Origin of the sequence: Hoylesella pleuritidis (assembly GCF_963541955.1) — a bacterium.
GTDB lineage: Bacteria > Bacteroidota > Bacteroidia > Bacteroidales > Bacteroidaceae > Prevotella > Prevotella pleuritidis.
Genome location: NZ_CAUTUT010000015.1, coordinates 1 through 13,866, shown reverse-complemented (window position 1 = coordinate 13,866; position 13,866 = coordinate 1). Strand labels below are relative to the sequence as shown.

The window sequence follows — 13,866 nt, the reverse complement described above, 5'->3', positions numbered from 1 at the left end:
GGAGCAAAACGGACAACAGTGGGTAGGCAAACGTAAGACACTTCAATACCATCAGCGTTGTACCGGGTACTATCTAAAAACTTAAAATCCTCAACTATGTCACAAACACTTTGTAATGTTCTCATCCATTGCGTGTTCCACGCAAAACCATCAGCACCACACATCCAAGCGGAAGACCGGAAACGACTCAATGCTTACGCATTAGAGGTTTGCCAAAAATTGCAATGTCCTGGCTTGATTGCCAACGGACCGGGAGACCATTTACACCTGCTGATTAGTCTTTCAACCGCAATTGCCCTCTCGACCGTTATCAAAGAAGTAAAGCGAAACACGTCCGTCTTTCTTAAAACATTGAATCCCCATCGATATACCGACTTCTACTGGCAGCGCGGTTATGGTGCGTTCTCCGTCTCGATCAAGTTCAGAGACACTGTGTATAAATACATTGCCGACCAAGAAGAACATCATCTTCACACCTCATCAAGGGCCGAATTTGAGGCACTCCTGCACAACGCACAAGTCAGCGGATACGTGCAGGGTTTTTATTGGGAGCCTCAATGAGTTGTTTATAACAAAACAGAGCAACGCTTACAGCGTTGAGTTGGATTGCAATTACTTAGGCACTGTTGTCCGCTTCGCTCCCAACAGTGCCCTGTCAATAGCACATCCGCTATGCGGATGAAGATAGTGTACAGAATGATTCGTACTGTCGTGAATACAGTTTACAGCGCATCCGCTACGCGGATAACAGCACGGTATATTTTGATTTGTGAGATAATGATTGAGGATTGACGTGAAGTGACAATAAAGTTATTGCTGAGATTTTAGTTTATTGTTCATTTGGGGAATTTTAATTTGTACATGATTGATTCCCAGTTAAATACGAACGGTATTCCAGTCAGTTATTCATTACACGATGATGAACGGTTAATCATAATGCAAAAAGCCATTAAACGGCGTGCGTTTAACGGCTTTTCGCAAGGTGATTAACCATTAACTGCGACTCACTTGCAAACCATTGGTACTCAGCGTCATATCTACGAAGCGGGCATTGGGATGCTGGCGGTTATCGTTTAAGATCTGTTTGATGCGCGCGGCGGCATCAGGATCCTTGGCCACCATATACAGATAGCCGCCTCCGCCGGCACCGGGGAGCTTATAACCGAGACACAAGTCATCGACTAAATCTGTCAAACGACGAATCGACTCGGGATTGGTCCCACTGTCGAGTGCCTGATTCTGCGCCCACGTTTTACGTACTAAACGGCCCATTTCGGCGAAATTCTGCCGTTGAATGGCCTCATACATTTCCATCGTGTGTGCTTTCATCTCGCGCAGTTGTGCAATTTCGGTATGCTGGTTGAGGAACATTTTGCGAACGATTTCTGCCAAAATATTCTTCGCCGTACGTGTAATGCCGGTGTAAAACAGCAAATGACAGGCGCGATATTCCGTTTGTGTGTAGAGATCCGACGGCAACCAGCGCACTACGGGGCGCTGGTCAAAGCCGTTGCTTGTCTGCAAGAGCTTGATGCCCGGCAATAAACCGCCGAACTGATCTTGCCAACCGCCGCCCGTGGTGAGCAACTGCTCTAAGACGAGTGTGCGCAAACCGATTTCAGTTTTGTCCCACGCCAGACCGCAAAAATCGTTCAATGCACCGAGAACGGTAGATGCCAACAGACTGCTTGTGCCTAAACCGCTGCCTGCGGGAATGGCTGAGAGGAGCGTAATCTCTATTCCGCATCCAAAAGAATGCAGCTGGCTTTCGAGCGATGGAAAGCGTTCGGCTGCGTAATCGGGCAGGAAACCGGCTAATGCCAGTGCTGCTTTGGGAATGGAAAAAGGGCTCCCTACCTTATTATACATCGCCAACTCGTCGTAAGTTCGAATCGTTTCGGAAGCTCCGAGATCGATACTCCGCAGCACAATGTGTGCTTCCGAGCATGGTCGAACGTATGCCTGCAAAGGCGGTTGACCGTTGAGCTCGATGGCAAAGTTGATTACATTGCCGCCTTCCGTCAGACAATAGGGCGGCGTATCGGTCCATCCGCCGGCGATATCGATACGAACGGGGCTCCGTCCCCATACGATTTGGTCGCCATAAACAGACATTCGGGGGGACTGCAACTGCCCGGATGCCGTCTCAATCAGGCTCTGACGCAACAGCGCAAAGGCGTTTTCCTCGTTCTTCTTGCCGTCTTTGCCGCGCAGACGTTCTACTTCCGAGCGGAACATTGCATCGTGAATGCGCGTGAGCACCTGTTCCGAATCGGGCAAAGGGGCAGGTAAAGGAATTTCGTTAGCGGCATATTCGTGTGCCGCATCATCCAAATCGATTTGATAAAACACGCTATGCCGATAGTTATCGGCCAGCATCGACCAATTGGCAGCACGTAATCGGCAGCGCTGTGCATTGAGACGACGCAAGTCGGAACGTGCTAAAATATCGTCGGCACAGACTTTTTGCGCGGCCATCCACAATCGGCGGCCTTCCGCTAACTGCGGTTCGCTGAGCATCCAGCGCAGAATGGGTTCTGCATCGGCCGTATTTTGCACCACAGGGAAGATGCAGGCAGACTGCAAGTCGGCTGCTCCCGCAATGTCATCTATCTCTATCTGTCGCTCGGCAGCCCACTGTGAGAATGCCATTCCCATAAACTCCGTGGTCGAAGAATGCAGATTGCCGCGGAATTTATCGTTATAGCCATAAGGTCGGATGGCAAGTCCGCCTTCTGCTATCGGTACAATGTCTATACACTGGCCGCCTTTGAGCGAGATATGCCAATCATTCTGCGGTACGCCTGTGATGATATTGTCGTACGAAATCTGCCATTGCTCACCGATATAGCTATTCTCAATCCACAGGTTTCGATTGTTTTCGGTAATTCGAATTCGTGTTTCCGCATTCTGGACGAACATTGCCGGATGTGGCTTTCGTGAGTGGTGCATTATCTCGCGCTGGTCATTCACTAAGTTTTGAACGGCCAGTGTGGAAGAAAGCAGCTCGTGACTGGTTCCGAAATGATAGAACTCGCCGCCTGGCAAAGGCAATACGGCTACGCGTAGACTGTTGATCTCGGTATCGCAGATACCCGGATCGGTTCCCAAAGCACATCCGAATTCGCCGTACATATCGTAGTTGACAACGTTGTCATTACGCATTGATCGATTCATCAGTACCTTAACAGCTCGATCACTGAACATCCAAAGACCGATATCTGTAAGATATAGATGCTCGTTGAATAGTTCGCCGAGTGTTTGAACGGATGGTTTTTGAAGCATACACTTCAATATCGAGGGTGTTTTTCGTGATGAAACGAACACGCCGTGATCCTTAGCGATGTCGGGACCGAGCCATAATCCGTAGCAAATTACATCTGCATCGGGAATCTGCCCGATAGATTCGGTGGCACGAATATAAACATCTCCGCTTACGATCATTGTGCGGACAGACGGTGGAGCGGCCTCCATCATTCGCTCGTAAAGTGGAATTTGCAGGGAGAGTAAGTCCTGAGAGAGACGCTGTCCGCGCTCCCAACGAAATACGGGAACGGGTGTCAGCACCTTGCCCCACGGTGCATACGCCGGCAATCTACGGCTTTGTCCACCGGCGTGGAGTATTAATCGTCTCTCGTTTGACAGCCAATCGTCGAACGAAAGACCGTTATTCGTTGCCTGAAAAGCGGCTTTCAGCAGGTGAGTTGTGCCTCCACCTGACCCCAATGGAGTTCCGAGTGGATCGCAAGTGCAGAACCATTCCGAACTGTCGAGCCCTGTAACGTCGTGAAAACAGTCTACAAGATTGGGAGGAAGTGATAATAGTTTTTTCATTGTTTATGCCTCCTTTTGTTTCTTTTTTCGATCGGCGAAGATACCGATCAGTATAACAAGAATCAGGATAGCATATGAAACATAGGCCACTGTTTCTGTTTTCTTAATGGAAGCAGGGAAGAAACGCAGTGTTACTTGATGTTTCCCGGGTTTGATATTCATTGCCCGAAGCACGTAATTGACACGTCCCAACTCTGCGAGTTGCCCGTCGACAGTGGCCGTCCAACCCGGGTAGTAAATCTCAGAGAATACGAGTACGCCTCCCTTATCGGACATCACGTCGTACGAAAGTTGGTTAGGTGCATACGAAGTAATCTTTACCATTGATACGTTATCTTGTCGAACAGCCTCGCCTAACTGTGACTTGAATTTTACATCGGCCACAGCCGCGTGCCGAAGATTGAGCTTTCCGAGGCTGTCGAGCTCTTGATTGGCGTTGTTCACATACGAAATCCGATCTACGAACCACGCATTGCCGTAGGTGTAAGGGTTCTGTAACGGTGCGGTTTGGTTCTCCTGTAATGGCAGGATGATGTATTTCGTATTGAGCATATTGAGTACCGGGTAGATAGAATCGCCATTTACGCGGGTCATATCGCCCTGAGCCTTAACGATGGCAGGCATCATCCGCTGCATTTCGGGCATAATATAAGCTTCGATCAGTTCTTGATAACGACGTAGTTTTGCGGCGTGATAGCCTCCGATACTTTTATGATAATAAGATGTTTCGTTCTCATTGAAAGTATTGGAAGCCAGATTCAGCACGCGGTAATCAAGCCCCTTGTCCTGCAAAATCTGCTTATCCGTAGCTGTCATAGGCTGGGGTGTGTCTCGAATACTGCGTTCTACGAACATCTCATCATTGAGATAACGCTTGTCTACTTGCCACATATCGATCAAGCAAAGTATGATCAAGGAACCGATCAGCCACGGAGCACGAAGTTTTTTGGCCTTAAACAACAGCAGACAGACCGTTCCGAGGGTGACGATCCAGAACGAACGCCAGCTGTCAGCAGTGAAAATAGCCTCTCGTATTTGTTTGAGATTGGTCAGCATAGGGTTCAGATACTCTGCGGGAATGTTCTTCATCGCTGCCATTTCGGATGAAGAAACGAAGTCGGAGAAGAACAACGAGGGCGCCAAAGCGAACAACAGAGCGACACCTCCGGTGAGAGCGAAACTGATGTAGACGTATTTCACTTGGTGGGTAAGCACTTCCGGTTCATCGATTACCTTTTTAAGTGCCATCATTGCAAGCAAAGGAATGGTAAACTCGGCAATTACAAGGATGGAAGCCACTGTTCGGAACTTGGCGTACATCGGCACATAATCGATGAAAAAGTCGGTAAACGGCATCAGGTTATGGCCCCACGAAAGCAGAATCGACAACACGGTAGCTGTCAATAATGCCCATTTCATCGGGCCTTTGACAATAAACAGTCCTAAGATGAACAACATTAGTACGAATGCTCCCACATAAACAGGTCCCGAAGTACCGGGTTGTTCGCCCCAGTATTGCCCTAACTGCTGATAAATCTGCATATATTGCTGATCGGCTTTGGCCATCGCTTGCTGATTCTGTGATAACGGAACAGAGGCTCCTCCCTTAGCATTCGGCACGAGTAAAGTCCACGTTTCGCCGATGCCATAGCTCCATTGGGTGATGTAGTCACGGTCAAGTCCACTGTTGGTTTGGTTGGTTGCATTCTGTTTCACCAGTTCGCTCTTGCCGCGCATCGATTCCTGACTGTACTGCCAAGTATGATACAGATTGCTGAAATTGAGACATATCCCGATGGTGGCAGCTGCAATGCACACCAATGTGGCCTTACCGAAACGGGCCAATTGCTTCTCTCGAACCGCCTGAAACAAGAAAGCGATAATCATCAGGGCAATGATAAAGAGGTAATAATAGGTCATCTGCACGTGATTGGCTTTGACTTCAAAGGCTGCAAAGATAGCCGTGACGATGAAGCCCCATAGATATTTGCCTCTGTAAGCAAGTACAATACCTGCAATCATAGGCGGAAGATAAGCCAAAGCCATTACTTTCCACAGATGACCTGCGGCTATAATGATAAGGAAATAACTGGAAAACGCCCACACCACAGCGCCTAATGCCGCCAGCATTTCACGAAAATCGAAAGCCCGAAGCAGGATGTAGAAGCCGAGTAAATAGGCAAATAAGAACCAGACATTATCTGGAAGCCACAGATGATAGGCGTTCATCACGGTCGACAGTGTGTCTGTACTGCTGTAAGACGGGGCCGTCTGGTAAGTCGGCATACCGCTGAACGTGGAGTTGCTCCACCGGGTACGTTCGCCCGTCTGCTCGTAATATTCGGTTGCTTCACGTCCTGCGCCTCGTCCGGCAGAACTGTCGTGGCGATAGAGTATGCGCCCGTCGATGTCTGCCGGCATAAAATAAACAAAGGAGATGACGGCAAACATCACCACCGCGAGAATGTCATAGAGGTGTCTTTTCAATGCTTTCATTACACAACTAACATTTGTTTTGATGCTACAAAGATACTGTAAATCAATCGAAATCAGCCCATATTCGGAATAAATGTTGTAATTTTGCACAAGGATAAGGCATAAAACGAATGAAAATAGGTATCATCGTTGCAATGGACAAGGAGTTCAAGCAACTGAAAACACTGTTGGGTGCGTACCGCACGGAGCATCGTAACCACAAGGATTTCATCTTGGGCGAGATCGGAAATAATGCTGTCGTGATGCAGCAATGCGGCATTGGCAAGGTCAATTCTGCGATCGGTGCAGTAGAAATGATTGACAATTATCATCCCGATCTCATTATTTCGACCGGTGTTGCGGGCGGAGCCGACGTGTCGTTGAATGTTACCGAAGTGGTGGTCGGCACCGAATACGTTTACCACGATGCCTATTGCGGCAGCGAATGTGCCTACGGACAGATTCTCGGAATGCCCCCGTCGTTTCCTGCTCCGAGCCAATTGGTGGAGCTGGCATTGGCTGTCAACGGTCCGGATGTACCCAAGATACACAGTGGACAGATTGTCAGCGGCGAATGGTTTGTGGATTCTCGCGAAAAGATGCAGACCATATTAAATCGCTTTCCACACGCAATGGCTGTCGATATGGAGAGTTGTTCTATCGCACAAACTTGCTTTATCTACCGAACTCCATTCATTTCATTCCGCATTATTAGTGATGTGCCGCTCAAAGACCACAAAGCTGCACAGTATTTCGATTTTTGGAATCGAATGGCCGAAGGCTCATTCAATGTCACGAGAAAGTTTCTCATAAACTTATAAACTAAAAACTTAGATACTCATAAATTCGAACTGCGATGCAAAAGATTCCCAGTTTCACCATTGATCACAACCGCTTGAAACGCGGTATTTATGTAAGTCGGCAAGATAATGTAGGTAACGAAGTCGTTACTACATTCGACATAAGGATGAAAGAACCCAACCGCGAACCAGTTTTACATCCCGGTGCCATCCACACCATTGAACATCTCGCTGCAACTTACCTCAGAAATGACCCCGAATGGCAAGACCGCATCATCTATTGGGGACCGATGGGCTGTCTGACAGGTAATTATCTGGTGATGCGCGGTGACCTTCGCTCAGCCGATATTGTTGATTTAATGCAGCGAACATTTCGCTTTGTCGCCGAATTTGACGGTGAAATTCCCGGTGCTGCACCCCGAGACTGCGGCAATTACTTGCTTCACGACCTCCCGATGGCTCGCTGGGAATCTCGCAAATTCTTAACGGAAGTACTCGAACGGATAACCGATGAAAATCTGAATTACCCGCAATAACCCTCTCCCTCTTCTTTCATTGCCGATGAATACTTCTGTCTGACCTTATGATTAATCGTTAGTTATATTGCAATTAACGGTTAGTTGTGTTGCAATTAACCGTTAATCGCGAGGTGTTTAACGCCTTTTCGCAAATGTCTGTCACTCAATGCTGGTACAACGAGCGGAAGACGAGAGGGGAGGGAGGAACGGATTAGTACCTACTATTATATAGATATATTTTGAGTTATAAGTTATAACGGGTGTCCGTGTTGCAGGCATAGTGAGCAAAATGCTTTCGGCGGGTATTCGCTTTGAGGTAAAATAAAATATAAAATAGTGTCTAATAGGGGATTATTTCGGCCGAAATGCGTATTTTTGTACTTGAATAATGATTATCACAGCAGCTAAACCGCAGCAAGCACGCAGTATTGCACGACTGATAATGCAGGCAATGGACTATGCGTGTTGTCAATATTTTGCCGGTGAGGAACATACACTTGCCGATTTTGAAGAACTGATGACACAACTCGTTGAGGCCGAAGAGAGTCAGTATAGCTATCGGAACACGCTTGTTGCAACAACAGACAATGGGCAAGTAGCAGGTATTTGCGTGGTGTATGACGGCAAAGATCTGCACCGTTTGCGTCGAGCTTTCATTCGAGAAGCACAAAAGAGTTTCGGAAGAGATTTCAGTGAAATGGATGATGAGACACAGGCGGGCGAATTATATGTAGACAGTCTGGCCGTGGACAGTTATTATCGGCGGCGCGGAATAGCCTCGGCACTGCTCCGATCGGCCATCGACCGAGCTCGTGAGCGGCATCTTCCCGCAGTAGGTTTGCTTGTAGATAAAGGTAATCCTAAGGCCGAACGTCTTTATACTCGCATCGGTTTCGAGTATGTCAATGATTCTTCGTGGGGCGGTCATCCGATGAAACACTTGCAATATCATATTTGCCAAAATGAAAAATAATCAATATTAGATTATCTAAGGAAACAAATGCGCCCACTGAATGTCGTTAACGACATCAGTGGGCGCATTCTTTTATGTTTCAATGGTTTATCTCATAGGGTTCAGAAGATGAACGTACGGATGATCCAATACGAGAAGATGCCCGAGATGTAGCCTACGAAAATAAGCCAAGAGATGCGTTTCATATACCAGCCGAATGTGATTTTCTCTAATCCCATTACGACAACGCCGGCCGCACTTCCTATAATTAAGATTGAGCCTCCTACTCCCGCGCAATACGCCAAGAGCTGCCAGAAGATGCCGTCGACAGCCATATCGCCAGTGGGAGCGACGGGATACATTCCCATACAGCCTGCAACTAAGGGTACATTGTCTACAATACTCGAAATGACTCCGATAACACCGGTCACGATATAGTGGTTGCCGCTCGACACTTTGTTAAGCCATTGGCCGAGAGTCGTCAGTATTCCGATCTCTTCTAAGCACGCAACGGCCATCAGAATACCGAGGAAGAAGAGGATGGTGGCCATATCGATGTGTGAGAGTAGATTGCTCACGCGGCGCGACATCCCGTCATTAGTATGATGAACATTGCGATAGAAGACCTCGGTAGCGGTCCATAACACGCCGAGAACCAACAAAATACCGATAAACGGAGGCAGATGTGTGATGGATTTGAAGATTGGTACGAACATCAAACCACCTACACCGAGGAAGAAAATAGTCTTACGCTGCGAGCTGTTGAAATCGAGTATTTGGTAATCGGACTTCATTTTGATATCAGTTGTGGCCAATTCGCCTTTTAAAGAAGTCTGCAAAATTAATGCAGGAATCACCATTGATATGATAGACGGAATGAAAATCTCCTTGATAACGCCTGCTGCCGTGATGAGACCTTTATTCCAAAGCATAATGGTTGTTACGTCGCCGATGGGGGAGAAAGCGCCACCCGAATTGGCGGAAATAATGATCAGCGAGGCATAAACGAGTCGGTCTTTGCGGTCGTGTACCAATTTGCGCAGTATCATCACCATAACGATGCTCGTAGTCAGATTGTCGAGGATGGCCGAAAGGAAGAAAGTCATTATGGCAATGCGCCATAGCAGTGCCCGTTTGCTTTTGGTTTTCAGCGTGTCGCGCACGAAGTTGAACCCGCCGTTTTGATCTACTATCTCCACGATGGTCATTGCTCCCATCAAGAAAAACAGTGTGGTGGAGGTGCTTCCGAGGTGATGTTCGATGGCTTCGCTTACTGCATTGACCAGTCCTTCGCTGCTGACGCCGGTGAGATAAGCTCCGGGATCGAGCATAAAAAACGTCCAACAGAAGACGAACATCAGCAATGCGACAGCTGCTTTGTTTACTTTTGTTACACTCTCTAAGGCTATACAAAGATAGCCCGTAATGAATACGATAACGATCGCTAATGTCAGAGATGTCATTATTTTGTCAGATTGATAATTGTATGCCTTTAAATGATTCGGGGGACAAAGTTACGCATAAATTCTAAAAGTCTTAAATAAAAAGGAAGCAATGTGCGTTTAATTTTCAGGTTCGGGTGGGATCCAGTTTGAAAGATGCCCGAAGGGATTAAAATAAACTTGGATTTATTTTGTATTTCTGTTGATTTCCCTTACCTTTGCAACAATGAAAAATGATACAATACAGGTCCGATGGAGCGAGAATATTATCATTGTCGATGCCGATTACATTGACAATGTGGCATTCAACCTCATTGTCAACTTTGAGCGAATCATCGGGCGCCGTATTCCGCAGGCCGATATGGCCCGTTGGATAGATTGTATCGCGCTCGACGGAGGCTTGCGCGAGGGTGATCATCAGACACAGGTGGTCTTGATTCACGACCGAAAACGCAAGGCGCTGGACCACTTCACACCGGCCGATTATGAGCAAGAGCTGAACGGGAAAGCCTTTAAAGACCAGCTCGGGGAGTTTTTAATCAGTTCGTTTCCGACAGAAGATGTGGTCGGCAAAGACGATTTCCTGCTCGACGTTTTGCAGACGGTCTGTGCTCAAAAGGATGTCCGTCGGGTGATGCTTATTCCCGATACGGAGAAAGAGGGCGTGTATGACGGCATCCGTCAGGTGCTCCGTTATGTGGACGACGATGCCAAACGCGTCACCGTCTTTACAATGCAGCCGATGGAAGGCGGTAACTTTCGCCAGGAAATTCTTGGCTATTCATTGATGAGTGCACTGGGAATCAGGAGCGAAGAAATAGGTGAATAATTCATATTTCACAATTGGCTTGAAGCCGAACTTCGTTTCATAATTCATAATTACAGGCTTACAGCCGTTCTTATCGAGTTTTGAGTGGTGAGCGATGAATAAAAAGATGGATACCAAATAATAAATAATCTGTGAACAATTAATTATGTATTGTAAATTATGAATTGTGAATTAAATAGGGTTTTGATGATCGGCGCCGGTGGCGTCGCTACTGTTGCAGCATTCAAAATAGCACAGAATGCTGATGTTTTTACCGATTTTATGATTGCATCGAGGCGTAAAGAGAAGTGCGATGCAATCGTGCGGGCCATCGGAAAGCCTGGAATCAAGACAGCACAAGTGGATGCCGACGACGTAGAACAGCTCAAGGCACTCTTCAATGACTATAAGCCGACGCTGGTTATCAATCTTGCACTGCCTTATCAAGACCTCACCATTATGGATGCTTGCCTGGCTTGCGGTGTCAATTATCTCGATACGGCCAACTACGAGCCGCGCGATGAAGCCCATTTTGAGTATAGTTGGCAGTGGGCTTATGCCGATCGCTTCAAGCAGGCAGGCCTTACCGCCATCCTCGGTTGCGGTTTCGACCCGGGCGTGAGCGGCATTTTTACGGCCTATGCTGCTAAACATTATTTCGACGAAATTCATTATCTGGACATCGTTGACTGCAATGCGGGCAACCATCACAAGGCTTTTGCCACGAATTTCAATCCTGAAATCAACATCCGTGAGATAACGCAGAAAGGCTTATATTATAAGGATGGGAAGTGGATTGAGACCGACCCGCTGGCCGTTCATCGACCTATCGACTATCCGAATATCGGTCCGCGCGAGAGTTATCTGATGCACCACGAAGAGCTGGAGAGCTTGGTCAAGAACTATCCGACCATCAAGCAGGCACGGTTTTGGATGACTTTCGGGCAGCAGTATCTCACTTACTTGGACGTAATACAGAACTTGGGGATGTCGCGCATCGACGAAATAGAATACGAAGCGCCGTTAGTCGATACTCCGAACAAGACAGCTCGTGTGAAGATCGTGCCCTTGCAGTTCCTCAAAGCAGTGTTGCCAAACCCCCAAGATCTTGGTGAAAACTACGATGGAGAGACCTCGATCGGATGCCATATACGCGGAATCAAGGACGGGAAAGAGTGCTCCTATTATATTTATAACAACTGCAAGCACCAGGAAGCCTATCGAGAGACCGGTATGCAGGGCGTGAGTTACACAACGGGTGTGCCCGCAATGATCGGCGCTATGATGTTCCTCAAAGGCATTTGGCGGAAACCCGGCGTATGGAATGTCGAAGATTTCGATCCTGATCCATTTATGGAGCAGCTCAACAAGCAAGGTTTGCCGTGGCACGAAGTATTTGGGCAAGAGGCGGAGATGGCTCCGAACATCCCCGAAAAAGGCTAAGATGTCTTGCAAGAAACAATGAAATAAAATACGAGAACATACATTATTCATAACCTAATGGAGTGCGATGCACTTCAATGTGCCTGAAAACGTTTCTCCCGCGAGGCACTCTTATCTTCTGGATAAGCAAAGGGGAGGCGCTATTTATGAAAGAATCAACAGACCCTAACATTCAGGAAGCGAAGCTGAAAGCTTTGCAAGCCGCGATGTCTAAGATAGAAAAAGACTTTGGTAAAGGCTCGATTATGAAGCTCGGCGACGAGAAGATAGAGGCGGTAGACGTCATTCCGACAGGTAGCATCGGGTTAGACGCAGCCCTTGGAGTAGGCGGTTACCCGCGCGGACGCATCATCGAGATCTACGGTCCGGAGTCGTCGGGCAAGACAACGCTGGCTATTCACGCCATTGCCGAGGCTCAGAAGGCTGGCGGGATAGCTGCATTCATCGATGCCGAACACGCTTTCGACCGCTTCTATGCTGCCAAGCTCGGTGTAGATGTCGATAATCTGTGGATTTCGCAGCCCGATAACGGCGAGCAGGCATTGGAGATTGCCGACCAACTTATTCGTTCCAGCGCGGTTGATATACTCGTTGTCGATTCTGTGGCAGCACTTACACCGAAGAAGGAAATCGAAGGAGATATGGGCGATTCGGCCGTGGGCTTACAGGCACGGCTGATGAGTCAGGCCTTGCGTAAGCTCACTTCGACCATCGCTAAGACCAATACCACGTGTATCTTCATCAACCAATTGCGCGAGAAAATCGGCGTGATGTTCGGCAATCCGGAGACGACTACGGGTGGAAATGCCCTCAAATTCTATGCGTCTGTGCGCCTTGACATCCGTAAAGTGACCAGTTTGAAAGACGGCGATCAGATTGTGGGCAACCAGGTTCGCGTGAAAGTCGTTAAGAACAAAGTGGCTCCGCCGTTCCGTAAGGCCGAATTTGAGATTACTTTCGGTGAAGGAATCTCGAAGATCGGCGAGATATTAGACCTCGGTGTAGAGTTTAACATCATTCAGAAGAGCGGTAGTTGGTTCAGTTACAACGGCTCGAAGTTGGCTCAGGGACGCGATGCCTCCAAGGCTTTGCTGAAAGATAATCCCGAACTTTGCGAAGAACTCGAAGGACTTATCAAGCAAGCCATTGCAGATAAAGCCAAATAATGTTTTCCGACCAGCTGTAAAACGGCGGGTGTTTAACCTTTTAACACCCGCCGTTTTGTCGTTAATTGTGTTGCAATAAACAGTTAATTGCAACGCGATTAACTGTAAATGGGGCGCTCGTTTCTTTTTGTCAATGTTTCATACTACGGGCAACAAGAAAATGAATAACAACGAATAGCCCATCATTTTGCTCGTTGGTTGGTTAATAAAAGTGGCTTATTACAGGCGAATGTGCAAAACTTTCACAATAAAATAGTTAATAAAAAATGTTATTTAATGGATAAAGGAGTTTTATCTAAACTTTTCTCGTATTTCCTTGCACGATTCAAATAAATGTCGTAACTTTGCACCCGCAAACCAGAAATGTTTGATAACATCGCGGAGTGGAGCAGTTGGTAGCTCGCCAGGCTCATAACCTGGAGGTCGCA

General features: G+C 47.5%; 10 protein-coding genes. 7 read left to right on the top strand and 3 right to left on the bottom strand.

From position 1 onward, the window contains the following. Window positions 1–96: 96 nt before the first annotated feature. On the top strand, window positions 97–561 hold the full coding sequence (locus RWY97_RS07405; protein ID WP_024992186.1) for a transposase: 465 nt from the start codon (window positions 97–99) through the stop codon (window positions 559–561). Window positions 562–993: 432 nt separating this feature from the next. On the opposite strand, the gene RWY97_RS07400 is transcribed toward RWY97_RS07405, so the two are convergent. After that, a complete protein-coding gene (locus tag RWY97_RS07400) occupies window positions 994–3,834 on the bottom strand; it encodes a bifunctional fucokinase/fucose-1-phosphate guanylyltransferase (protein WP_315566404.1) in 2,841 nt (946 codons plus the stop codon). A gap of 3 nt (window positions 3,835–3,837) precedes the next feature. Beyond that, a complete protein-coding gene (locus RWY97_RS07395) occupies window positions 3,838–6,330 on the bottom strand; it encodes a YfhO family protein (protein WP_315566402.1) in 2,493 nt (830 codons plus the stop codon). A 110-nt stretch (window positions 6,331–6,440) separates the two neighbouring features. Between RWY97_RS07395 and RWY97_RS07390 the strand changes: the two genes are divergently transcribed. From RWY97_RS07390 to RWY97_RS07380, 3 genes are all read left to right on the top strand, one after another. Continuing rightward, on the top strand, window positions 6,441–7,130 hold the full coding sequence (locus RWY97_RS07390) for a 5'-methylthioadenosine/adenosylhomocysteine nucleosidase (protein WP_021583250.1): 690 nt from the start codon (window positions 6,441–6,443) through the stop codon (window positions 7,128–7,130). A gap of 35 nt (window positions 7,131–7,165) precedes the next feature. After that, window positions 7,166–7,645 carry an S-ribosylhomocysteine lyase gene (locus RWY97_RS07385; RefSeq protein ID WP_024992190.1) on the top strand — a complete coding sequence of 160 codons (480 nt, stop codon included), beginning with the start codon at window positions 7,166–7,168 and terminating at the stop codon, window positions 7,643–7,645. Window positions 7,646–8,015: 370 nt separating this feature from the next. After that, complete coding sequence (locus tag RWY97_RS07380; protein ID WP_315566399.1) at window positions 8,016–8,600, top strand: GNAT family N-acetyltransferase; 585 nt, start codon at window positions 8,016–8,018, stop codon at window positions 8,598–8,600. Between the two features lie 101 nt (window positions 8,601–8,701). Here the strand turns inward: RWY97_RS07380 and nhaD are convergent, their stop codons facing one another. Further along, window positions 8,702–10,042 carry a sodium:proton antiporter NhaD gene (gene nhaD / locus RWY97_RS07375; RefSeq protein WP_315566397.1) on the bottom strand — a complete coding sequence of 447 codons (1,341 nt, stop codon included), beginning with the start codon at window positions 10,040–10,042 and terminating at the stop codon, window positions 8,702–8,704. Window positions 10,043–10,247: 205 nt separating this feature from the next. On the opposite strand from nhaD, the gene RWY97_RS07370 reads away from it, so the two are divergent. The 3 genes from RWY97_RS07370 (at window position 10,248) to recA (ending at window position 13,438) form a co-directional block, all read left to right on the top strand. Further along, window positions 10,248–10,850 carry a DUF6621 family protein gene (locus tag RWY97_RS07370; RefSeq protein WP_024992192.1) on the top strand — a complete coding sequence of 201 codons (603 nt, stop codon included), beginning with the start codon at window positions 10,248–10,250 and terminating at the stop codon, window positions 10,848–10,850. Between the two features lie 159 nt (window positions 10,851–11,009). Next, window positions 11,010–12,272, top strand: a complete 1,263-nt coding sequence (locus RWY97_RS07365; RefSeq protein ID WP_315566395.1) for a saccharopine dehydrogenase family protein — start codon at window positions 11,010–11,012, stop codon at window positions 12,270–12,272. Between the two features lie 146 nt (window positions 12,273–12,418). Continuing rightward, complete coding sequence (gene recA / locus RWY97_RS07360; RefSeq protein ID WP_021583317.1) at window positions 12,419–13,438, top strand: recombinase RecA; 1,020 nt, start codon at window positions 12,419–12,421, stop codon at window positions 13,436–13,438. The last annotated feature ends 428 nt before the right edge of the window (window positions 13,439–13,866 follow it).

Coding starts and splice junctions, on each gene's coding strand:
- RWY97_RS07390 (WP_021583250.1), top strand. CDS start 6,441: ATGAAAATAGGTATCATCGTTGCAATGGACAAGGAGTTCAAGCAACTG.
- RWY97_RS07400 (WP_315566404.1), bottom strand. CDS start 3,834: ATGAAAAAACTATTATCACTTCCTCCCAATCTTGTAGACTGTTTTCAC.
- RWY97_RS07405 (WP_024992186.1), top strand. CDS start 97: ATGTCACAAACACTTTGTAATGTTCTCATCCATTGCGTGTTCCACGCA.
- RWY97_RS07370 (WP_024992192.1), top strand. CDS start 10,248: ATGAAAAATGATACAATACAGGTCCGATGGAGCGAGAATATTATCATT.
- RWY97_RS07385 (WP_024992190.1), top strand. CDS start 7,166: ATGCAAAAGATTCCCAGTTTCACCATTGATCACAACCGCTTGAAACGC.
- RWY97_RS07395 (WP_315566402.1), bottom strand. CDS start 6,330: ATGAAAGCATTGAAAAGACACCTCTATGACATTCTCGCGGTGGTGATG.
- RWY97_RS07380 (WP_315566399.1), top strand. CDS start 8,016: ATGATTATCACAGCAGCTAAACCGCAGCAAGCACGCAGTATTGCACGA.
- nhaD (WP_315566397.1), bottom strand. CDS start 10,042: ATGACATCTCTGACATTAGCGATCGTTATCGTATTCATTACGGGCTAT.
- recA (WP_021583317.1), top strand. CDS start 12,419: ATGAAAGAATCAACAGACCCTAACATTCAGGAAGCGAAGCTGAAAGCT.
- RWY97_RS07365 (WP_315566395.1), top strand. CDS start 11,010: ATGAATTGTGAATTAAATAGGGTTTTGATGATCGGCGCCGGTGGCGTC.